The organism is Echinicola rosea (assembly GCF_005281475.1).
Taxonomy (GTDB): Bacteria; Bacteroidota; Bacteroidia; order Cytophagales; family Cyclobacteriaceae; genus Echinicola; species Echinicola rosea.
In genome coordinates this window covers 822,447-845,889 of sequence record NZ_CP040106.1, presented here as the reverse complement: position 1 = coordinate 845,889, position 23,443 = coordinate 822,447, and the positions used below count along the sequence as shown (strand labels likewise).

At 44.1% G+C, this 23,443-nt stretch carries 18 protein-coding genes and 1 tRNA gene; 12 read left to right on the top strand and 7 right to left on the bottom strand.

Features of this window, described 5'->3' with window-relative positions; genetic code table 11:
- Window positions 1-231: 231 nt before the first annotated feature.
- Window positions 232-570 (top strand): hypothetical protein, encoded by a 339-nt coding sequence (locus FDP09_RS03525; protein WP_137401330.1) that lies wholly within the window; start codon window positions 232-234, stop codon window positions 568-570.
- A 134-nt stretch (window positions 571-704) separates the two neighbouring features.
- Here FDP09_RS03525 and FDP09_RS03520 read toward each other — a convergent pair whose 3' ends face one another.
- Window positions 705-1,610, bottom strand: coding sequence for an ArdC family protein (locus tag FDP09_RS03520; protein ID WP_137401329.1), 906 nt, complete (start codon window positions 1,608-1,610; stop codon window positions 705-707).
- A gap of 787 nt (window positions 1,611-2,397) precedes the next feature.
- On the opposite strand from FDP09_RS03520, the gene FDP09_RS23675 reads away from it, so the two are divergent.
- The 3 genes from FDP09_RS23675 to FDP09_RS03515 all read left to right on the top strand — a co-directional run bounded on the left by FDP09_RS23675 (window position 2,398) and on the right by FDP09_RS03515 (window position 5,069).
- On the top strand, window positions 2,398-2,562 hold the full coding sequence (locus tag FDP09_RS23675) for a hypothetical protein (protein ID WP_187328785.1): 165 nt from the start codon (window positions 2,398-2,400) through the stop codon (window positions 2,560-2,562).
- Window positions 2,559-2,687: a hypothetical protein gene (locus tag FDP09_RS24150; protein WP_262710640.1), complete on the top strand. Its 129-nt coding sequence runs from the start codon at window positions 2,559-2,561 to the stop codon at window positions 2,685-2,687. Before FDP09_RS23675 ends, FDP09_RS24150 begins: the two co-directional genes overlap by 4 nt.
- Window positions 2,688-3,020: 333 nt before the next feature.
- On the top strand, window positions 3,021-5,069 hold the full coding sequence (locus FDP09_RS03515; protein ID WP_187328784.1) for a sensor histidine kinase: 2,049 nt from the start codon (window positions 3,021-3,023) through the stop codon (window positions 5,067-5,069).
- 476 nt (window positions 5,070-5,545) lie between these two features.
- Here FDP09_RS03515 and FDP09_RS03510 read toward each other — a convergent pair.
- A tRNA-Met gene (locus FDP09_RS03510) sits at window positions 5,546-5,618 on the bottom strand.
- A gap of 138 nt (window positions 5,619-5,756) precedes the next feature.
- Here FDP09_RS03510 and era point away from each other — a divergent pair.
- The 4 genes from era to FDP09_RS03490 all read left to right on the top strand — a co-directional run bounded on the left by era (window position 5,757) and on the right by FDP09_RS03490 (window position 8,987).
- Window positions 5,757-6,647, top strand: a complete 891-nt coding sequence (era, locus tag FDP09_RS03505; protein ID WP_137401327.1) for a GTPase Era — start codon at window positions 5,757-5,759, stop codon at window positions 6,645-6,647.
- A gap of 19 nt (window positions 6,648-6,666) precedes the next feature.
- On the top strand, window positions 6,667-7,980 hold the full coding sequence (gene der, locus FDP09_RS03500) for a ribosome biogenesis GTPase Der (protein ID WP_137401326.1): 1,314 nt from the start codon (window positions 6,667-6,669) through the stop codon (window positions 7,978-7,980).
- A gap of 76 nt (window positions 7,981-8,056) precedes the next feature.
- The gene (locus tag FDP09_RS03495; protein WP_137401325.1) at window positions 8,057-8,278 is read left to right on the top strand and encodes a hypothetical protein; all 222 of its coding nucleotides are present in this window, start codon (window positions 8,057-8,059) and stop codon (window positions 8,276-8,278) included.
- A gap of 67 nt (window positions 8,279-8,345) precedes the next feature.
- On the top strand, window positions 8,346-8,987 hold the full coding sequence (locus FDP09_RS03490; protein WP_137401324.1) for a SprT-like domain-containing protein: 642 nt from the start codon (window positions 8,346-8,348) through the stop codon (window positions 8,985-8,987).
- Between the two features lie 19 nt (window positions 8,988-9,006).
- Here the strand turns inward: FDP09_RS03490 and FDP09_RS03485 are convergent, their stop codons facing one another.
- From FDP09_RS03485 to rho, 4 genes are all read right to left on the bottom strand, one after another.
- Complete coding sequence (locus tag FDP09_RS03485) at window positions 9,007-10,902, bottom strand: glycine-rich domain-containing protein (protein WP_137401323.1); 1,896 nt, start codon at window positions 10,900-10,902, stop codon at window positions 9,007-9,009.
- A 108-nt stretch (window positions 10,903-11,010) separates the two neighbouring features.
- On the bottom strand, window positions 11,011-12,561 hold the full coding sequence (locus tag FDP09_RS03480) for a T9SS type A sorting domain-containing protein (RefSeq protein WP_137401322.1): 1,551 nt from the start codon (window positions 12,559-12,561) through the stop codon (window positions 11,011-11,013).
- Between the two features lie 523 nt (window positions 12,562-13,084).
- Window positions 13,085-15,661: a fibronectin type III domain-containing protein gene (locus FDP09_RS03475; RefSeq protein WP_137401321.1), complete on the bottom strand. Its 2,577-nt coding sequence runs from the start codon at window positions 15,659-15,661 to the stop codon at window positions 13,085-13,087.
- A 359-nt stretch (window positions 15,662-16,020) separates the two neighbouring features.
- A complete protein-coding gene (gene rho / locus FDP09_RS03470) occupies window positions 16,021-17,826 on the bottom strand; it encodes a transcription termination factor Rho (RefSeq protein ID WP_137401320.1) in 1,806 nt (601 codons plus the stop codon).
- Window positions 17,827-18,305: 479 nt separating this feature from the next.
- Between rho and serS the strand changes: the two genes are divergently transcribed.
- Window positions 18,306-19,580, top strand: a complete 1,275-nt coding sequence (serS, locus tag FDP09_RS03465; protein WP_137401319.1) for a serine--tRNA ligase — start codon at window positions 18,306-18,308, stop codon at window positions 19,578-19,580.
- Between the two features lie 184 nt (window positions 19,581-19,764).
- On the opposite strand, the gene FDP09_RS03460 is transcribed toward serS, so the two are convergent.
- Entirely contained in the window at window positions 19,765-21,189 is a 1,425-nt protein-coding gene (locus tag FDP09_RS03460) for a TlpA family protein disulfide reductase (RefSeq protein ID WP_137401318.1), read from the bottom strand.
- A 153-nt stretch (window positions 21,190-21,342) separates the two neighbouring features.
- Here FDP09_RS03460 and FDP09_RS03455 point away from each other — a divergent pair, with 153 nt between their 5' ends.
- From FDP09_RS03455 to FDP09_RS03445, 3 genes are all read left to right on the top strand, one after another.
- Window positions 21,343-22,008, top strand: coding sequence for a heme exporter protein CcmB (locus FDP09_RS03455; protein WP_137401317.1), 666 nt, complete (start codon window positions 21,343-21,345; stop codon window positions 22,006-22,008).
- A gap of 450 nt (window positions 22,009-22,458) precedes the next feature.
- Window positions 22,459-23,160, top strand: coding sequence for a cytochrome c biogenesis protein (locus tag FDP09_RS03450; protein ID WP_262710639.1), 702 nt, complete (start codon window positions 22,459-22,461; stop codon window positions 23,158-23,160).
- Between the two features lie 3 nt (window positions 23,161-23,163).
- Window positions 23,164-23,406: a CcmD family protein gene (locus FDP09_RS03445; RefSeq protein ID WP_187328783.1), complete on the top strand. Its 243-nt coding sequence runs from the start codon at window positions 23,164-23,166 to the stop codon at window positions 23,404-23,406.
- Window positions 23,407-23,443: the final 37 nt, after the last annotated feature.

The following is a 23,443-nucleotide window of genomic DNA, read 5'->3' as shown; positions in this document are numbered from 1 at the left end:
ATACCAAAATATTCGAGTGGGTGAAAGCCTTTAGTAGGCGAGTTTGTGAGATCTGTTATCTAGTCGCAAGCTGGTTACCGTTAGGTATCCTAATGTAGCCTGCCTCCATATAAAACTAAAGTTAATAGATGTTTTAGTTCTTTAAAAATAGAATTTCTTGGTTATTATTTGGAAGAGTATTTTTTGATTATTAAAATAGCCTCATAATAATCTTAAAGTTTACTACTACACATGAGCTACTTTACCCAAGAACAAGTACAAAACTTAAAAAACCATCTAATTAAAAAATCAGACAATTTAGCAGAAGCTAATCGAATTTCTCAAAAACCATATTATCCAAAGAATACTGATTTAGATAACTATAAATGGACGGTAGTTGATTTATCTGGAATTGGAGAAGTGAAAATGTATTTTACTTCTGTTCAAGACACTGTATACATAGACGGAGTGATAGTTGATTCTGATATTGTAGAAAAAACAAGGTTTCATGAAGCTCAAAGAGCACTTTTAAATTCACTGAATACAAAAAAATCAAAAATTACAGGAAACAAGTTGAATAATTTAAAATAAAAAAAGGTTTCAGCATATTCTTCTGTGATTTCAGTAATAGATTTTTTTTTCAACTTGAAAAAGCAATTGACAAAACGGGTTTGATTAATCAGGTATTAATCTGCCAAAATCCATTATAGCAAAAAAAGGGAAGATCACTCCTCCCCTTCTGATTCAATTCCTAAAATGTAATTGGCTGCTTGATGGGCTTTTTGGGCTGCATAGATCAGCATTTTTGGATCATCCTTAAGTGGCTTCAACCAACCTTTCATGTATGCCAGAGAATTCTTGAAATTGGCATCCTTAATACCTGCAAATGCATTCAAATAACTGGCTCCCATTTCTGCTATCAGTTCTTCTTTCGAATATTCCACTGAGCCGAAGCCTGCTAAAGCAGGTCTTTCTGAAAATCTACCTAATCTGCATGAATGACCAGTCGAGTGAACTGCTTCATGAAAAAGAACGGAATAGTATTGCTCTTCTGCTTTGAAAGCCTCCCTTTCTGGCATATTGATATAATCCATTGAAGGGCTGTAAAAAGCTTCATCACCTTCATGGACAATATTAGGACAATCCGCAAACCCTGAGATTATTTGCTCACAGGCCTCAATTGGAGTAAAGGCTTTTTCCTCGGATTCTTTGATCTCAAAATCAATTCCCTCAATTTGGTCGATATTGAAAACGGCCCAGATAAATGGGGTGAATTTTTTACCATAAACCTCTTCGTCCTCTCCTTCCATGTTGGTAGTTTGTCCTTTTACATATTTGGAAATCTTCCAGAATACAACCTTTGTCCCTCTTTGGTCTTTCTTGACATTTCCACCAAGTTGCTTGGCCTGTTTGAAGGTAAGGAAATAGGGACTGGAGAAATTTTTGGAAGTAGTTACCCACGCAAGCCAAAGGGCATTAAATCCTAAATAGGGTCGGTTTGAAGCGTAATTTTTCGGTGCGTTTCTGGGATTCCAGACTTTTTCCCAGGTAAGATTGTCAGATTGAATTCCCTCGATAATTTCATTGGTTACCGTTTCTGCTAGTTTGTTGAAATTTTCCCATGCTTTCATTTTGATAGGATTTTAAGTGATAAAAAGGAACTTGTCATTGCCCAAAAACCCGCTCTCATATCCAAGGATGTAAGGCAACTCGACCCGACACTTTCAGCGCTTTTCCCTGGAGTCAGGGGAGCTTTGTTTTTCTGGGAGAGTGGGAATATTTGACTGAGTAGTGACATTTTTTTATCCACTGGTGTTGAGGTTCCGACCGACAAGCGTCTATCGAAAACCGGGTTCTGTGTAAGGCAAAAGCCTGAATAAAAAAGTCGGAGGCAGTCCGTAGGAAACCGCCTTTTTCACTTCAGGGCGTAGCGAATTTTTGACGGTCCCAGGTTCTGGGTTTCACCTTTGCTTGGTTGGGCGGACTTGACGCCAGTAAAAATCTGGAACGGATCAGACAACCCCCTCAGAAGAAAAACGCCCCCTGATGAAAGGAAAGAAAAGCGCAAAATGGCTTGCCCCCCTAAAGGAGGCTCAGGCTACGGCTTTACGTAACGGCCGTCCTATTCCCCAGGCTTGCCGGGTAAAGGATAAAGGCTAAGTGGAGTAAAGCGGTAGCCGTGGGGAGTGAAAGCCCTCTCTTGAAATGGAGAGGAAAGAGCTGTCATTTAAAAAATGGTGCGAATGATCGGAATGGAAGGAGTGGGCGAAACGGGGAATATGGCTTAAGGATAGTAGCGGAAATCCTTTCTCTATTAAAAGAGAAAGAATGGGAGTGGATAGCCTGGCCGTAGGAAAGCCCCAACCAACCCAGAGAAATCTTAAAAAAACCCATCTTTACAGTTCAAACCGATCCGTTATGTCCACACCTGTCCACGTCAGCAAAAAGCTGGAAAAACTGATCAAAAAACAAATTACTCCTACCAGTTCTACCGAAAGTACAGGAATCTTGGGAAAGTGGAGTGCTACGATTTTTTATATCAACCTAACCGTTACCGGCCCATTCCCCCATGCAGGAAATTGAAGGATCACGAAGTGGCCAATAGTTACAAAAGGATCAAATCAGAGGTCAGCGAAATGATAGAGTCGGAATTGGGCCGGATGCTGGACAGTCCCGGCCTTGCAGGCCTGATCATCAGGAAACGATAAAGACCCGTATTTGGTGTCTTGAACCTTTTTTTGGAATGGTGGTGGAAATAAAAAACAGTAAGGGGCACCGGCATGGTAAAATAAGTCCCGATGATGAAAGGTCAGGGAATGGAAAAGGCCACCTGTAAAGCAATCTTTGGTCTCCAGAGGACGCTTTCCATCATTGGATCGTCGGAAGGAAGGGGAGCCCTTTTGCATAAATATTAACAGCTCGCAACCAAAGTTGGCAAAGAGATACTCCCTGAAATTGTTTTTATGGGTAAATTATGGTTTTTTAAGGTTATCGTTCATTTATCGTTGATGAGGAGCAAGGAATTTAAAATGTACATTTTTATGGTGCATCAGTATTGTAGAGCATCTTGGTACCTATGGGCGGTCCAAATTGTACTGTCCACCGCAACGTTCGCACAGGAGCTGGACAAGGATAGCCTACAGACAAAGGTAGAGCAGTTTCAGCAAACACCCGGTTACGAGAAAGATACAGCCTATATCAAGACCCTGAACCATCTTGCCTATCGGTATTGGAGTACCGTTCCGGATTCTGTGATGGCCATATCAAAAAGGGCCCTCCTGTTCAGCAACCGCATAGGATACCAAAGGGGAGAGGTGGTCGCAATGATCAATATCGGTACGGCCCATTATGAAAAAGGGAACTTCCAAGAGGCCATGGAGGTGGAAAGGGATGCCATGATACGGGCCGAAAAGATGGGGCTCAGAAAGGAAATAGGGGTATTGTGCATAAACCTGTCGATGGTCTACATGGACATCGGTTTGTACGAAAAGGCACAGCAACTGGCCTATAGGGGCCTGGAAATCGCCACTGAGAACGGTTATGACAAGCAGGTGGCCCGCAACCATTGGACCCTTGGGCAGGTCCATGAGCTTCAGGGGAATTTGCAGGAAGCAAGGAAGTCCTTTGCCCGGAGCAAGGCCCTTTATGACCGTGCAGGTTACAAGGATCTCCTGCATATGTTGGATATAAGGATAGGCCGGGTTTACCTCAAGGAAAACCAGCCTGCAACAGCCCTTGGGTTTTACGAAAAGGCCCTGAAAGAAAGTAGGGACCTGGGCCACAGGGCCGGCATGGTCAGGTCCTTTATGGCCTTAGGGGACTTTTTGGAACAGACGGGAAATCCAACGGAGGCCATGGAAAAGTATGCCGAGGCAGCAAACATTGCCATGAAGCTGGGAACCGAACAAAAAGTGGCCGAAGCAGACCTTAAAGTAGCCAAGTGCCTGCTTGGGACAGGAAAACCAGAAGAGGCATATGTTCAGGTGCAAAGGGGACTCCGACTGGCACGGAAAATCAACCATATGACCTTGACAAGGGAGGGAGTACTCGTCTTAAGTGAAATACAAGCGGCTAAGGGAGATTATAAAGCGGCACTCGACAGTTATCGGGAATATACCTCGCTTGGAGACAGTCTGATGAACCAAGAGGTAAGGACGCAGCTGGTGCGGGCCGAGGAGCAGTTCCGGCATGGCCAGGAAATAAGGACAGTCAACCAAAGGCACCAGGAGCAGTTGCTTCGCCAGCGCAATTTAACCTATTTTATCCTTGTGCTATCGATATTGTTGGTCGTGATGGTCGTGTTGTTATTTCTCTATCTCCGGAATATCCGCCGTACCAACAGGATACAAAAACTTCACCAAGAAGAGATTGATGCGCAGAACAGGGAGCTTGAAAGGATGGGGAAATTCAAGGACAGGATATTGTCGGTAGTGGCACATGATGTAAAGACACCGTTGAACTCCCTGAAAAGTACCGTTGACATGTACCGGGAAGGGATGTTCACCAAGGAAGAAATGGGCATGCTTACCAATGATATCAGCATGAAATTGAACGAGGTAAATTTTTTTGTAAATGACCTCGTCCTGTGGGCGAAAAGCCAGATGACCGAAGCTTCGGCACGCCCGGTCAGGTTTGAAATAAAGGAAATAGTGGAAAAGACCATATCGCTGCTCCTCCCGGACGCAAAAAGGAAAGGGATAGAGGTCCTTGACCGAACAGGGCCAGGGATTGTCTTTGCCGATGTGGAAATGGTCAAAATTGTTGTCCGTAACTTTCTTGCCAATGCCATTAAATATTCCGGTAAGGGCGATGGGATCATAATTAGCTCCAGTATCCAAAGTGGGGAAAGGTTGTTGGTGGTCTCTGTAGAGGATACAGGGACAGGGATTCCAGCCGAAAAACTTCCGCATATCTTCGATGAGGTGAACATGAGCACCGAAGGTACCCACCATGAAATAGGTACCGGACTGGGACTTGTGCTGAGCAGGCAATACATGGAAATGAACCATGGGAAAATAGGGGTGGAGTCGGAACAGGGAAAGGGAAGTACATTCTGGTTTGCCCTTCCATTGGCCGAACAACCTTCTTGAAGCGAAGGCCTTGGCCTGTTGCCTGAGCATCCCCTAATTTTCAGGACACACTTTTGGCTAAACTTAACCCCTACAATAGTTGACTGTTGACCTCTAGTCTTTCAAAAAATCAGAGACTTCATTTCAGTAAATCCAAATCCATTTGAATGATTTCGATACGATCTCTTTGACTTTTACAACCTACAAAGCGCTCGCACATCACCTTTACCTATAAAAATTGAGTGACAATACAGTTCTAAAAGGGGGACAAATTTGAGTCATTTGGAACCAATTGGAATTGATTTGAATCAAATGAGGTTTATAAACTGCACCACAAACCCTATAAAGCACAAAAAGTTGACCATGAATGATCAACTAATTGTTTAGTAGCGGGAACAGGACTCGAACCTGTGTCCGCCGCGGCGGATAAGAGCCCGGCGAGAAATCTTAATTTTTGTGTACAAAAAAAGGATACCGTTTCCAGTATCCTTTCGTAGTAGCGGGAACAGGACTCGAACCTGTGACCTTCGGGTTATGAGCCCGACGAGCTACCAACTGCTCCATCCCGCGATATATCTTATAAATATTATTATCTTTTGCTAATTTAAAGGTGGTTTTGACTTGTTCAATACCTTGTTTCCTTTATTGTGATACAAAGGTACGTACATTTTGTGAAAAATCAAGTACCTTTGTAAAAAAAATATCTCTATGACCGAAAAAACTCATAAGGCTGGTTTTGTTAATATCATCGGCAAACCCAATGTAGGGAAGTCCACGCTCATGAATGTCTTGGTAGGGGAAAGGCTTTCTATTATCTCTTCTAAAGCCCAGACCACCCGGCACCGCATTCTTGGACTTATAAATGATGCTGACTACCAGATCGTTTTTTCGGATACGCCCGGTATGCTAAAGCCCAAATACGAGTTGCATAAAAGTATGATGAGCTTTGTCAACCTTTCACTGGAAGATGCAGATGTCATTGTGTTTGTCACTGACCTGTTTGAGACAGATAATGAAATTGAAGAAGTCATTGAAAAAATAAATGCTTCCGGGGTGCCCGTTTTGTTGGTTATCAATAAGATAGACCTTTCTAAAGGTAACACGCTGGAAGAAGTCACCCAATATTGGACCAAGCGGCTAAAAACCGATACGGTTATCCCAGTGTCGGCCCTCGAAAACTTTAATATCGAGCGGATCATGCAGGAGATCCTGGACCGGTTACCGGTGCATCCACCTTATTATGATAAGGAGGAACTTACTGATCGGCCAGAGCGTTTCTTCGCCTCGGAGATCATCAGGGAGAAAATATTTATAAACTACAAAAAAGAAATTCCATACAGCACTGAGGTCTCCATTGATCAATTTACCGAAGATGATAAGATCATCCGTGTCAGGGCTATTATCTTTGTGGAGCGATCCAGCCAAAAGGGCATCATCATCGGAGATAAAGGCAAAGCCATAAAGAATGTAGGCATTCAGTCTAGAGAGGCAATGGAAGCTTTTTTTGGCAAGCAGGTATTTCTCGAAACCCATGTGAAGGTAGAGGACGACTGGAGAAAAAATAAAAACAAACTAAGAAAATTTGGTTACGATCAGTAACCTTACAAAGCGTAGAAAAATGGCAAATATAGTAGCAATAGTAGGGAGGCCAAATGTGGGCAAATCCACTTTCTTTAATCGTCTCGTCGAACAGCGTAAGGCTATCGAGGACAATGAAAGCGGGGTGACCAGGGACCGGCATTACGGACATGCCCAGTGGGGAGGAAAGTTTTTTTCCGTGATCGATACGGGTGGATATGTGACCGGCTCGGAGGATGTCTTCGAAGCGGAGATCCGCAAGCAGGTGAAGCTGGCTTTGGAGGAAGCCTCTGTCATCCTTTTTGTGGTGGACTGTATTGATGGGCTGACGGATCTGGACAAGGAATTTGCCAATGAACTTAGGGGTGCCAATAAGCCCATATTTATCGTCGCCAATAAAGCCGATACACAAGAAAGGTCTTTTATGGCCAATGAGTTTTATGAATTGGGCCTAGGGGATGGCGCCGTTTATCCTATTGCCGCTGCCAGTGGCAGTGGTACCGGCGATTTATTGGATGAGTTGATTACCAATTTTGATGATGAAGGTATAGAAAACCCGGATGAGGGCATACCAAAGCTCGCCATTTTGGGTCGCCCCAATGTTGGTAAATCCTCTTTCCTTAATGCCCTGCTCGGAACCGAAAGGACCATCGTCACGGACGAAGCCGGCACTACGAGGGATACCATCAATTCCCACTATACCCTGTACGGGAAGAATTTTATCATCTCCGATACCGCTGGGATCCGTAAAAAATCGAGGGTAAAAGAGGACATAGAATTTTATTCCGTGATGCGTTCCTTAAGGACTTTGGAGGACTCAGATGTGGTGATCGTCATGGTGGATGCGAGCCGCGGTCTGGAAGCCCAAGATATCAACCTGATTTCACTGGCCATCAAAAACAACAAGGGTGTGATGATCATGGTCAATAAGTGGGATTTGATCGAAAAAGATCACAAGACGATGAACAAGTTTAAGGATGATATGATGGAAAAACTCGGTGAAAACAGGTGGATCCCTATCATCTTTACTTCCATGCTTACCAAGCAAAGAATTTTCCAAGCGATCGAATTGGCGGTGCAGGTGTACGAAAACAAGACGAGAAAAATCGCTACTTCTCAGCTGAATGATAAAATGCTTCCGGAAATCGAGCGTTATCCACCCCCAGCGTGGAAAGGAAAGTACATTAAAATCAAATACATCACACAGCTGCCGACCAAAAATCCGGTATTTGCGTTCTTCTGTAATTTACCGCAATACCTCAAGGCACCATATACCAGGTATCTTGAAAATAGGCTTAGGGAACATTTTGATTTTCAAGGGGTTCCGGTGAAAATCACCTATAAGAAAAAATAAAAATATTTTTCCTTATATCGCTTGAATATATCCTTCAAGGGTGTACATTTGCGTGCTTATTTTAAGAATCAAATACATGAAAAAGACAATGGTTTTGTTTGCCCTGGTTGGTCTGGTATTGACCACTTCTTGTGGCAAGAAGGAAGTTGAACAAACTGAAGAAACGATCGAAACTCAGCTGGAAGAAACTGAGCAAGTGATCGAAGAGTCAGTGGAAGAACTTGAAGAATCGGTAGAAGATGCTACTGAGTCAGTAGAAGATACCGTGGAAGAGGTGACCGAAGAAATCAACGGTTAATTCTGTTATTGAAATGGAAATTTCCAAAGCACCGAGCAATCGGTGCTTTTTTTTATATTAGCACCAAATGAAACCAAGTTCCGCATCAAAGCTAGTCAAGATTTTTGAGGCCAAAGTGCCAGAAAATGCCATTTCGTATTGCTTGAGGCTATGGCAGGAGCTGCCGTTCCATTTTACTGTATCCAAGGTCAGGCTGTCAAAGCTGGGTGATTTTCGCTTTAGAGCCGACAAGTCCATCCAGACCATTACGATAAACCATAATCTCAATCGGTATCAGTTTCTGATCACTTATATCCACGAGGTGGCCCATCACCGAGCGTTCAAAGCCTATGGTACCAGCATAAAGCCGCACGGTCGGGAATGGAAAGCCATGTTCAGGGAGCTGATGATGCCAGTCTTGACGGATGAAGTGTTTCCAAAGGACTTGCTCATCCCGCTAAGAAGGCATATGGCCAATCCAAAAGCTAGCTCCAGCACGGACTTCTGGCTGAATAGGGAGCTGCGAAAGTATGATGCTTCATTAAATGGTCTCAAGGCCATTTATCTTAACGAGCTCACCATAGGAACTGTCTTTGAGCTTAGAGGTCGAAAATTCAAAAAAATGCAGCCTCGAAGGACCCGGATATTGTGTGAGGAGATTAATTCAGGAAGACACTTCCTGATTTCCGGTAATGCTGAGGTTATTTTGTCGCATCAGGATGAAACCTGACTTCGCGGTTTGCCAAGGGTCATTCTTTCACCAGTTTGATGTATTCGACCTTTTCTTCCCACCTGATTTCCAATACCCACAGGCCTTTTTCAAGTGGTGCAAAAATCTCCTGAAGTGATTCTTCAAAATCATTTAAACCGTTTGCATGTACAAAGTCGGTGGATAATAATGGTGATACTAATCGGAATTGGATGGTTTTGAGGTTCTCAGTAGGGGCCGTGTACGATACATTTATCTCACGACCGGAAGCTGGATTGGGATAGATAAGCCATTTGTTTTTCGATTTTTGCGTAGCGGGGATCTTGACAGAATAGACGTCTGAGTAGGAGTGCTTCCCGTCAAATCCAACTTCTTTTATCCGGTAATAAAGGCGTTCGCCTGAACTTGGTAGTTGATGGTCTTCGTATTGGTAATCTACGCTTCCAACTGTTGATTTTACAGCGTCTATCTTGGCGATAGACGAAAAATCATCTATTCCAGCGGTCGAACGCTCAAGTACATAATGACTGGTTGATGGATCCTGCTTTACCTCCCAGTCCACTTGGACCTTGTTTTTGACGGCTTGATAATCTACGTTAATGGCTTCCCACTCCACTGGCAGGCTAGATAACCGAAGACGTATGATCACTATTCCGTCTGCACCATCTCCACCACCATCCCAACCGGCCCCTCCTCCTGAGCCGGTGTTTTGCTGACCGTTTGCTCCCGTATCCGTGGATCCATTTCCGCCAATGCCGCTTCCGCCGGCACCTTGGTTATTGCCTTGGCCAGGTCTTCCAGTGCCTCCGCCACCTGCTGCGAAGATATTGTCGATGCCTACGCTTACAGATAGGTCTTCCAAAATCGGTGAAGAAGCTCCCTCGCCACCATTACCGCCGCGTGAGCCATTTCCGGATATTCCTCGGGTCTCGGCCCCACCACCACCGCCACCTGATCTAGCCTGTCCATTTCCCTGCCCTCCCTGAGCTCCTTCACTTCCCTGTGAACCACCAGAAGGTCCAGAGGAGGAGTTACTTGCATGTCCTCCACCTGAACCACCAGACCTTCCTGTATTATGGGTGCTGTTGGTGTGATAGGAGCCTCCGCCTCCACCTCCTATAGCAGTAATATTATTAAAATATGAGTTCATGCCGTTTTGGCCTGCTTGGTTTGCAGCAGCCCCTTCACCTCCTCTTCCTACATATACCGGATAAGTCTCACCAGGTGTCAAAGGGACAGAAGCCTGATAGATCAAGCCGCCTGCGCCCCCACCTCCAGCAGATTCGCCATGACCGCCGCCACCGCCACCGCCTACCACCAATACCTCGGCATCGTCAAATTCAGCAGGAGCGGTAAATGGCCCGTCACAACGATAGATATACAGACGTTCCAGTTCGGAAACTTGCACCACTTCCACGCAGGAATTGGGGTTTTCACAAACTCCTTCCGTAATTTCCCGATAATTTTCATCGATCTCAGGACCTTGTATTACCAACCTAAAATTAAAACATCCCAAATCTGCAGGGCTTGGATGTGGAGGATTGGAATAACAAGTGTACCAATCGCTCTGTGCTGCTAATACTGTTCCACTTCCTCCTCCTTCAGGAAGATCAAAATAATTTTCATCGAGCTCTGTGCCGTCATCACATATCAAATATCCTTGAAGTGTCCACAGGGTAGGTGTAGGCCCGGTGAAGCTCACGTTATAGTCAATCCTTACACGGTATTCAAATCCATTTGGGCAATAAGTATTGTAAGTGATGACTTCGGTAAGTTCGAGTTCGATATTAATTTCGCTGCTTCCGGAGGGAATGGTGATGGTGTTTGAGCATTGCGCCTGTGACTCGTTCGCCATGATGAAGAGCCAACCAACAACCATAAAAGACAAGTAAAAATAAAAAGCAGTACACTTAAATCGGTCTGTAAGGATGCTCATATACTGGTGTTAGGTAGTGCATCACAAACTTACGAAAACCCGTGACATGCCAAAGGGTTTCCTTTATAATCTAATTAATTATATAATATATCACATTTTATAGGGTTTCTAATGCAATAATTTGATGAGTTGTGACGAATCTGCCCAGCCCACTTTTACCAGTACCAGTCCTTTCGAAAATTCAGCCAATTCTTTTCTTAACCGCAAGTTCAATTCTGCAATAGAACTTGCTCGGAAGGAACGGGATTGGTTGAGTGAATTGAAAATGGTTATGGATACTTCTTCTCCGTTGTACTTTTGGGAGTTGATAAGTGCGAGGTTGATTTGTTCTCCATTGGCAGGGTTTGGGTAAATCTGCCAAGTGGCTTTTCCGGCAGAAAGCCCCGGTATGTCCAAAGCAATGATTTTGCTGAAGGTAGCTTCTCCATCTGCATCTACTTGCTTAATGCGGTAGTAGAGACGGCCAGCTTCTAGCGGTAAATCGGTGTCAACGAAGGTGTATTGCTGAAGGTCGTTTGACCATCTACTGCCCGAAACTTCTCCAATGCTTGTAAAGCTTGAAATGCCATTGAATGAGCGTTCTACCTCGTAGTGGCTGTTATTTGATTCTCTGTATGTTGACCAATAAAGGTTTACTTTTCTCTTTAGTGCTGAAAATTGAGCAAGGAGGTTCGAAAAATTTACAGGTAATGAAGATGCGCAATTATTTGCATCAGTAGCTGATTGATAGCAGGCATAATCCAACACAGAAAAACTACCTATACTTCCTTCCCTAATTCCATCAACAATAAATGTAGCATAATCTCTCAATTCTGCTGGATTGGTAGAATTTATGTCGAGCATTCCATCAACGATAGCTTCGGTATTATCTTTCATTTTTAATGCTCCTCCTCCGCTCATGGACATATCACCACCAACGGAAATAATAGCATTGTCTTTGAGGTCCAAGGTACCATTTCCTAAACTCAAATCTTCTGATACATTAATGGCTGAATTTCCTGATGAAATTAATGATCCTCCTGAATTGAAATTCAATGATTTGGTTATTAACTCACCTTCAAGGTTTAAGGTCGTATTTGAGTTTATAGTTGAGCTATTAAGCACGATCAATCGCGACCCTTCTTCAACATTAATTGTTGCATTATTACTTTGCAATTCTAGATCACGTACTATCACTGTACTATTGCCCGTGATGTTTAAAACGCCTCCTCGATTCATTAAGAGGCTCCCGTTGGAAACATCAATATATCCTCCGTTATCCACATTGATCACCACATTGTTAGGAGCAGGAAGACTTGAACCACTTTGATCAAAGGTTAAGTTTCCTGGGAAAGTGAGCACTCCATTTGATCCAGTTACTGTCAAGCTTTTAAAATACCCTCCGCCAAAGGAAGTATTGACGTCAAAAGCTACATTGTGTTCTACTACCACATCTACTTGACAGTTTGGATTGTATGTGCTGGTTCTGGGATAATCTCCCAAATTCGAACACCCATTTGGATTGGTCCGATCCCAAATAGAAGGTGTGCTCCAGTTGCCATCACTGTTCGATTCAAATTGCTGGGCAAAGCTGGTGTGGCATATCCCAATTAGGCAGAAAGTAAGGATAAATATCGCTTGACACCCATTTTTACATAGGCGGCACAATATACTTTTCATTTATTAATCATTTGGTAGCAAAGACTATTGGTGCTACAGTCTTTGCTAAGGTGATTGGCTTTTTAAAAGTATTTTTCACTTTTTTTTCAACAAAACCCTTAATCATTACGTAATTCTGTTGTTTGATGACAAAAATATCAAACTTATCCCCTAAAACAAGTGCCGATTTAAATTAAATTTCACTTTTGTACCCAGTAATAGTCGGTTTGATTGTTTATTTATGCTTTTCGTTTTGTTCCTTGATTAATTTATTAAAAGAAAAAGTAGATCGTATTAATCTCCATAACGTTCTTTTAGGATAAATCATAGATTTATTGTTTCATAGCCTCAGTTTTTATTTAAAACACCTAAAGTATCGAGATAGACGCTGGACTGTTGGTTATGATCCAAAAAAATTGCCGTTGCCACCTACTATGCATAAGTATGGCTCTTCTCCTATCGAGCGTGTTGAAGGCTACAAACATATCAAAAAAACGGCTCAAATTACTTTGAGCCGCATCGTTGGTTTAGTTATTCTAAAAAATTATTCGAGTAATACTTTAAGGTACTGCACCTTGTTTTCCCATTTTACCTCCATGATCACCAGGCCATTACCAAAAGCCTGTAATAGCTTTGAAACGTGAAGGTTCAAATCGTCGAGGGTCTCCACTGAGCTGCTAGCTGACTTATTCAGCGCATTCATCACCCTCAAGTTGATCAGTCCTCCTTGGTAGGAACTCCCGTCCAGCAGCTCCAGCTTCAGTTCGTGGTGGGCGCTCGGGTTAGGATATGCCTTCCAACTATCCGTAGTCAAGGTGATTTTCGGAACGGCCACTTGACGCAGAGACCCATAGGAAAAGCTATTGTCCAAGTTCACCTGCTTGATCCGGTAGTATAGTTTTCCTCCAGTTGCAGGGAGGACGTTGTCCGTAAATTGATATTGTGTCAGCTCATCTGTCCAGCCAACTGCCTTCACTTCCCCTATTTTCTTAAAATCTGAGGCACCGCCCACTGAGCGTTCGATTTCATAGTGACTGTTTTCCCATTCCTTGCTTACACTCCATTCCAGCTTGGTGTTGCGCTGCTCGGTCTGGAATGCCGCATCAAAATCCTGCCATACCACAGGAAGTGTAGCCATCACCCTCAACCCGAAATTCGCTTCTCGTACAGAGGTATTGTTTAAGGTCAATTCGCCTAATATTCCGGATGGTTCATATAAATGCTGATCTTGCACCGTGCCCCACTGTGCGCCGGTATTTTCCCAGTCTTCCGGCAAAACAGGTCCAGGGCTTTGCTCGCCTACAGCTACCGTTATGCTAGAAAGCACGGCAGTGTACGTCCCATCCGGTACACGGTCGATTTCATATGCTCCATTTGGTAAAACAGCCGCGGTAGCTACTACTTCGTTATGCTCGTCCACGATCAGCACATGTAGCCCTTCTGCTGCGGTAGCCTCACCAAAAATCAATCCGTCCTCCACACCATCATCGTCATCATAGACATTTCCCTTGAAGGTCAAATAGCGGTATTCGTCATCTTCATTCACCTCTGCATAGTAGGAGGCGGCCCAAGTGTTGATGGTGTTTCGTTCGCTAAAGCCATTATTGCCATCTGCATGCCAAATATGACTGTCCCCCGCTTCACCCGTGACATTTACAGGAAGGGAAACGGCACTGGTTTTCCAGTCATCATCCAACTCCACAAAACCAGATTCACCATCCCGAGGAATCAACGAATCGTCCCAATAGATGGTATTATCTTCCGGATCTCCCGGCCGGACATTGGTAATGGTGATCCCCATACTTTGTTCCATATCGTAAACGGGAAAATGCACAGGGGAAAAGATCACAGCTGCAAATACTCCAATTGGGGATCCGCTGGTGACCACATTTCCATTGGCATCTTTTCCGTCCCAGTAGATGGTGTATTCCCCGCTGGCATCATACTTTTCACTTATGATCAGGTCAGTTCCTCCGTCATAGGTGCCGTTTCCGTTCAGGTCGATCAATACGTCCACAATCCCCGGAAGGCTGATGTCGATGTCCACCCAGGCATGACCGCCATTTCCGGAGGGGACTCTTTCCTCATAAGTAATATTAAGACTGGCGGAAGGCTCCTCTGTTGTAGGCCAAAATTCCAAATCAGGGTCGTTTAGGAATAATGGATACTGGTAATTGGAAGAAACACCCTCAATGGATTTTCGATTATCAACATGGCTGCCGGTGTTGTTTCGGGGGCCGTCTTGATTGGCAAAAAAATTAACAAAGCCACCATTGGAATTGGGAAACTGGGCATGCTTGACGAAGTAGGTGTCGCCCGTACCGCCAAAGGTGTCATCCACTGGAACGTAAAAGCCAAAGTCATTATGAAACGCACGGTTATTTGCCACACCGGCATCCCTTGGCAAGCCGTTCAGGATGCTCCAGTATTTGCTGTAAAGCCTTCCTGGCTGCACTTCGTCTTCCTCATTCGCTACAGTCACATCCCAAAAGCTGATGGGAAGTCCGTCCCTAATTGGATCCCCGTTATTTCGGGAAATCTCCACCCAAAAAGCCCTTGCTTCCCCTGTGGTATTGGTAAAAGAATAAGCGTTATATCCAGTAGGTCCTACGAGTTGTGATGGCCCATTAGCTGCTGCTTGGGCATTGGCTGGCCTGCCTTGTATTCCTCCGTTAGAGTGGGCATCATAGTAGTGGTTGTCTACTGGGACACCATATCGCTTATCTGGAAAGAAGCCTGTATCGGTATCATCGTAAAACCACCTCACCCGAATATTGGCATTATAATCGTAATATTGCCATCCTAAAAAATCAAATTCCTCTTCATTTCTAAACCCCCAATATACCGTCTCCCCCGGTTTGACATAGACATACATTCGGTGGGCGGCGTTATAATTATTGGTCTTGGAAGGCATCATCATGTATCCGCGGCTTCCATACCCACCGTTGTTGGTGCTGCTATTGGCGGGGATCCATAGCCAGCTTTCACGGTTACTGGCCGTTCCCCAATCACCCGAGCCTTCCGCAAAAGAGGCCTGATGCGCTTGCATTGTCACAGATATCACTAATATCAAGTGAAAAAGGAGGAGTGAATTCGAGTTTTGAGTAAAGCGTTTCTTCATGCACCTTAGATTTTCAGATAAAACAGGTACTCTTTTCCGCAGCTTTACTAGGGTATTCAGTGACTTATATTGACATACTGGTACCAAGTAGCAAAGCTGAAGTGATTGCTTGAAATAAATTATGAATTCGGTGTTATGGGTTACTGTTGGGAGTAACCCATAATCGAATAGTTTCTATGTGTTGTGACTAACGTTTTCACTACATAGATAAAATAAAAACTACGTAATTAAAAATAATACAAAATAATATTTTAAAAAGCATATTTCTGGTAAAAAACGACAGAAAACAAAATCCGTAATACAACAAAAAAGCCTCAAACCCAAGGGCTTGAGGCTGGCAATTATGGGAGTGCCTTATTTTATCCGTTCATGCTGATCAGGAATTCGGCGTTGTCTCTTGTACCTTTCATTCGCTGGAGCAAGAATTCCATCGCCTCCTGGGAGGTCATGTCGGACATGAGTTTTCTCAATATCCAAACACGCTGCATCTCTTCTTTCTCCATCAACAGGTCTTCCCGTCGGGTACCAGAACCAGGTACATCGATCGCAGGGTAAATCCTTCTATTGGAAAGCTTCCTGTCCAAGCTCAGTTCCATGTTGCCGGTACCCTTGAATTCTTCAAAGATCACCTCATCCATCTTAGAGCCGGTTTCTACCAGTGCAGTGGCAATGATGGTCAGTGAGCCGCCATTTTCTACATTTCTGGCTGCACCGAAGAATCTTTTTGGCTTGTGAAGTGCGTTGGCGTCCACACCACCGGAAAGGATTTTACCAGAGGATGGCACCACGGTATTGTAAGCCCTGGCCAGTCGGGTGATGGAATCCAAGAGGATCACTACGTCATGACCGCATTCGACCATTCTTTTGGCTTTTTCCAGCACCATGGAAGATACTTTCACGTGACGCTCGGCTTGCTCATCGAAGGTGGACGAAATAACTTCCGCTTTTACTGATCTTGCCATGTCGGTCACTTCTTCAGGGCGTTCGTCAATCAAGAGGATCATCAAGTGGCACTCTGGATGGTTTTCCGCAATCGCATTGGCGATCTTTTGAAGTAGGACGGTTTTACCTGTTTTTGGTTGCGCCACGATCATGCCCCGTTGTCCTTTTCCGATAGGGGCAAACAAGTCCACGATTCGAGTAGAGAAATTGTCCGCTCGCGTGGTCAGGTTTAGTCTTTCTTCTGGGAATAATGGGGTAAGGTATTCAAATGGGATCCGGTCACGGATCTCCTCAGTGGTCTTTCCGTTGACGGAAGATACTTTGAGAAGGGCAAAATATTTTTCTCCTTCTTTGGGAGGCCTGATCTGGCCTTTAATGTTATCGCCTGTCTTCAGCCCAAATAGCTTGATTTGGGAAGGAGACACATAAATGTCATCCGGCGAAGCCAAGTAGTTATAGTCAAGAGAGCGCAAGAAGCCGTATCCGTCGGACATGATTTCCAAGACACCTTCGTTTTCTATAATGCCATCAAATTCCTTTACCAAAGATGCGTATTTCTTCCTGCTATGTCCAACGGACGGCTGGGAAGGCTGCTCAACAGAAGGCTCTTTGAAATTCTTTCTCTTGGGAAGATCGACCTCGGCTTCCTGTGGCCTTTCTGTTGCTACGCGCTGAGCTTCTTCGTCTATCACTGCTTTTCTCCTTGGTCTGAAGCTCCTCGGTCGATTTTCATCAGAAGCTGTTTTATCCGGTTTGGTCGCTGCCTTGTTGTCAGGCTTTCCTTCCGGCTTGCTATCAGGTTTGTTTTCCGGCTTATTTTCCGGTTTAGGCGCCTCACTACGCTTAGGTTTTCTTTCCTTAGGCGCTTCCTTGGCACTTTCCTTCGGTTTTTTAGCTGGTTTGTTGTCCGCTTTTGGCGAATCCTCTTTTTTGGATTCCGTTACATTCTCCCGCTTAAACTTAGGCTTGGTTTCCTTATTGTCTTCAGCGGATGGCTTATGCTCTGGTTTCTTTTCAGGAGTTTCTTCTGCCGGTTTTTCCACTTCTGCTTTTGCCGGCTTTTTCTTCGGAAGGGCTTTCTCTGGGGTGATTGCTTGCTGATCTAAGATTGCGTAGATAAGATCGTCCTTCTTGAGGGATTTATAATTTTTCACCCCCAGTTCTTCTGCTATCTCCTTCAGTTCGGATAGCAATCTGATTTTTAGTTCTTCAATATTATACATAAAAAACGTATAAGAGGTACTTGATGTGATTAATAGAAATGAGTACTGTGACTATTTAATTGATTGGTATAAAAAGGTTCTTATTGAAATAAGATGAATCCACAGGGCGTGAATTATGAACTTTTTGACTTCACAATATTACAGTAAGCAATTTTAATACGCAAACTTTTTCTTTGAGGATGTGTATTTATCAGAAAATTAGTGCGTTTACACGCTTCCAATATACAAGAAAAAGGTTAGTATCCAGTTAAAATAGACTGATTTTACCTGTTTGTTTCTCTTTATACCACAAACGGAAAAAAGATTCTGTTTATTATCAAACCTCTTAAAACTTTCAGTAAATACCACCAGTAATAATCCAGAGATCCTGCAGGAAGCAATCCTGCCGGGCATTGCTTTTCGATTTTTTACCATTCCGCTCCTGAGCTCTGTTTGAAATCACTATCTTTGCATTTCTAAATTAAAGCTTATTAAAGAACATGCTACAGGTAAATTTTATCCGTGAGAATTTTGACCAGGCAGTGGAGGGATTGCAGAAGCGCTTCTTTGCTGATGCAAAGGAGAAGCTGCAAAACGTCCTGGATTTGGACGATGAAAGGAAAGGAACCCAGCTGGAAAGGGACCAGCTACAGGCTGAATCCAATACTATTTCCAAGGAAATTGGCCTGTTGATGCGAGAAGGTAAAAAAGATGAGGCTGAAACGATCAAAAACCGCACTGCCGAAATCAAAAGCCAGATAAAATCCCTGGAGGAAAAATATAGCGAGATAGAGGAGAGCCTGAAGCAATTGCTTTATGCCATCCCCAATGTACCGCATGCCAGCGTGAAAGCCGGTAAATCAGCGGATGACAATGAAGTGGTCTTGGAGCATGGTGAGACTGTAAGCCTTTATGATGGCAAAGAAGCGCATTGGGATTTGATCAAAAAGTACGATATTGTTGATTTTGAGTTGGGCAATAAAATCACGGGAGCGGGATTTCCGGTCTATAAAGGAAAAGGCGCTCGATTGCAGCGTGGCTTGGTGAATTTTTTCTTGGATGAAGCCACCAAGTACGGTTACCATGAAGTGCAGCCGCCCATACTGATCAATGAAGAAAGTGGCTATGGAACCGGTCAGCTTCCGGACAAGGAAGGTCAGATGTACCATGTCACCAATGACGACCTTTTTCTGATCCCTACCGCTGAAGTACCGATCACCAATATGTACAGAAACGTAATGCTAAAAGCCAGTGATCTGCCCATCAAAAATACGGCCTTTACCCCTTGCTTCAGAAGAGAAGCGGGCAGTTGGGGAGCACATGTAAGAGGACTCAATAGGCTTCACCAATTTGATAAAGTGGAGCTCGTACAAATCACCCATCCCGATAAGTCCTATGAGACCTTGGAGGATATGAGCAATTACGTTCAGGAGCTGCTTAAAAAACTTGGTCTGCAATATCGGGTACTTAGATTGTGCGGAGGAGACACAGGGTTTACTTCTGCGCTGACCTATGATATGGAGGTATATTCTGCCGCCCAGGAAATGTGGTTGGAGGTAAGTTCTGTGAGTAACTTCGAGACGTACCAAGCCAATCGGTTGAAGTTGCGCTTTAAGGATGAAAATAAAAAGACCATACTCGCCCATACACTTAATGGAAGCGCACTTGCTTTACCCAGAATTGTCGCAGCCATTTTGGAAAACAACCAGACCGAAAAGGGCATCAAAATGCCAGAAGTATTGGTTCCGTATTTGGGATTTGAATGGATTGATTAAGTATGAACAAAAAAGAGGCTGTCTCATCTTAAACCTTCCGTCATCGCGAACGGAGCGGCAGCAAAGTGAAGCGATCTCGTATTGGATAGACGGATCGCCATTTCATGGCTGCTTTGCAAAGACGGACCGGTTTACAATGAGACAGCCTTTATTTAAGTATTTAAGGAAAATATTTTTTTGGGGATTATAGCAGGGCATTGATTTCATTTCTGATGTCCTCACCACTGCTGGGCCGTGGGGCTTTTGCATTGGCGATATTTCCGTTCTTATCGATCAAAATATAACGGGGAATAGCGCGGATCATATAGTCATTGCACAATTCGGACTGCCAGGCTCCGTCCACAAAGAGGTGAACCCCTTTGAATTCGGGATCATTTTTCAAAAACTTTTCCCATGCCTCCTTATCACTGTCTATAGAAGCATACATAAATACGATATCATCCTGAGCTTTATACTCTTCTTTCAGGACTTTAGCAGCAGGAAATTCCCCACGGCAGGGGCCACACCATGTTGCCCAAGTGTCCAGATAGACTACCTTTCCTTCAAAATCTGATAATTTTACCTTTTCGCCATCAGGTGCAGTGCCTTCCACTTCTTTGGCAGGTTTTCCTTTGGCCAGCGCCTCCCATTTTTTATTGACAGCTTCCAGGTATGCTTTAAATTGGGAATCAGGATATTTTTCTCGATAGGTGTCATATACCAATGCCACGGCATCATCACCATAATAACTGATGGCATCTAGGGTCAGCTTGGCCAAAAGGTAATCCTTTAACGCTTCGTCCTCCTCTTCCAAGATATAGTCCATTCGCATTTGGATGTATTTGGACATTCCCCAATCCTCATCAGGATGTGCTTCCGAGTATTCGTTCATCACTTGGTTGAATGCCGTTTGGTTTAGGTTATCCATTACCCTTCGGTATTCAGGGATAAGCAGTCCTTCGTCTGCCAACGCGATGGCTGAAGATGTGTATGACAAGACCGAATCAGGTAGTGTTATTTCTACTTCAGATTGTAATAATCGCTGGCGTGCCCTGGGATAGTAGCTCGTATATAAGGCTCTTCTGGCATTTAGTAAAGCTTTTTCATTGGAAATGAATTCACTGTTTAATGAGTCTGCTGCATTGATCTGCTTTATACCTGACTGATAAGCGGAGTCCAGTTTCCGCACAAAACTTGCATCATCTTCTTCTACAATGGCCCCCAAGGTTTGCGTGGACAGGGTTTCAAAATTCTGGTGGAAAAGGGCTTCACCGGCACCATTCCCTGAAAAGGTGAGTTCCTTGGATTTCATGGGGTCACCGGATACCGTCATATCAACACCATCATATAAATAGACCGTGGTATAGGTTTTGTCATTGACTTGGAGACCATAGAACCCCGACTGGACGGTGTCCATGGAGACTAGAAAGCTGCCGGTAGAATCTGCCGAAAAACTGGTTAGGGGTCGCAGCAATTCTCCTCCGAGCTGGGTAGATAAGTCATAGATTTTCAGAACAGATGCATTATCGGTATGGTCAAGGTCAAGTCTAAGTTGTACAGCAGGCTCTTGTTCAGCCTTTCCGCAGGCCAGTAGTGCCATCAAGAGCAATAAATAAAATGTTGATTTCATAAAATACTAGGGTTTGAAATAAAAATACTCATCTTACGATTTACCAAAAAAACAAACCATTTCTGATAATAGCAATGATCTACTGCAATACACCGGTTGATTTTGGCTGGCTACTACCATTATGCTTTTCACTTTTGCTATATTTGCGCCAGCATGTGGAAAGAAATCATCGTTCTGATCAAAAAAGAAGTTACGCTGGAATGGCGCCAGAAATATGCCCTTAACGGTATATTGCTGTATGTGGTCAGTGCCGTTTTTATCACTTATCTGAGTGTGGGAGCCAAACAAGGGACCATAGCAGTGCCGACATGGAATGCCCTGTATTGGATTATTATCCTGTTTTCTTCCGTAAATGCGGTGGCCAAAAGTTTCGTGCAGGAGCATCAGGGTCGACAGCTTTATTACTATATGATTGCTTCTCCTGAAGGAATCATTATTTCCAAAATCATCTATAATACCATGCTGACAGCAGTTTTGGCGATTTTGGGATACTTAGTTTTTAGTGTTATTCTCGGTAATCCAGTGCAGGATCAAGGGCTTTTCGTGCTGAATTTGCTGTTGGGAGCTATTGGTTTTTCTGCTTGCCTCACAATGGTATCGGGGATTGCCTCTAAGGCCAGCAATAACGCCACCCTCATGGCGATCTTGAGCTTCCCTATCATCATTCCAATCCTGCTGATGGCCATTCGTATTTCCAAAAATGCCATAGATGGATTGGACAGGAGTGTTAGTGCAGATAAATTGCTGACCCTTCTCGCCATTAATGCCATCATTGGCACCACCGCCTACATCCTTTTTCCTTACCTTTGGAGGAGTTGAGTTTTTGAAGTGGCAATGATTAGAGGTTTTAAGTTTGTAATGCATAAGCGTTAGCTTCCGGTCGTCCTCGGCTGATGGCTAGTGGGCAACCTATGGCTTCACGGGATACAGGCTGCTGCTTACCGGATATTGGGTGGTGGCTTCTTCCCCTTTTAGGGGACCGAGGGGTAAGCGGCAGGAGGGAGTTTGAAGAGGCAATGATTAGGTGTTTTAAGTTTGTAATGCATTAACGTTAGCTTCCGGTCGTCCTCGGCTGATGGCTAGTGGGCAACCCACGGCCCCATTGGATACAGGCTGCTGCTTACCGGATATTGGGTGGTGGCAACTTCCCCTTTTAGGGGACCGAGGGGTAAGCGGAAGGAGGGAGTTCATCCTTTAGGAGCCCTAAACAGTCTCCGTTGGTCAATTTTTTGTTGAAAAGGTCGAAAATGAAGAAGTTATGCCTTACTTTTGCATCACAATAGCAAAGTAATTACCATGCGAGCAAATTGGTGGAAAGTATTGGCGATCATCTTATTAGGGTACACGATCATCGCCGGCCTTCTCTTCGAAGCACCTAGATTACCCATTCTCAATGAAACCATCCGCGCCCTGCATTTTCATGTGACCATGTGGTTTGGTATGATCATTATGCTGGTGGTGGCAGTCATCTATAGCGTGAAATACTTAAGGTCAGGAAATCTCCAGGATGATGATATCGCCATCGAATTTACCAATGCGGCCATCCTTTTTGGTGTCTTGGGCATCATTACCGGCATGCTTTGGGCTAAATTTACTTGGGGAGACTATTGGAGTGGAGATCCTAAACAAAATGCAGCAGCCATTGGCTTGCTCATTTATTTTGCTTACCTCATCCTCAGAAACTCACTGGTGGATGTCCACCAACGCGCCAGGATTGGGGCAGTTTATAATATTTTTGCTTTCGCGGCATTTATCCCGTTGATTTTTGTTTTGCCGCGGCTTACGGACAGCCTTCACCCCGGAAATGGCGGTAACCCGGGCTTTAATGCCTATGATCTGGATAGCAACCTCCGTATGGTCTTTTACCCGGCCATTATAGCCTGGACTTTATTGGGCATATGGCTGGCAAACTTGCGAATAAGGGCCAAGCGCCTCGAACGAATATTAGAAGACAAACTTATCAATCAATAGCAAATGCAAAAGTGGCTTGTGGTTTTCCTGCTGTTTATCAGCCTACAGGTGATGGCACAGGAAAAAAAGGAAATCAGTACCGAAGATTACGAAAACTATAGCGTAGATATGGCCGACGAAATGAGGTCCAATGGAAAAATTTACGTGCTGGTGGGCGTAATTGGAATTGTTATGGGAGGAATTTTGGTTTACCTGATAGGTACAGACAAAAAACTGTCCCGACTTGAAAAAGAATTTAGAGACTGAGCAAACCTCCTGTCGGAATTTGCGTTAGCTTTCTAAG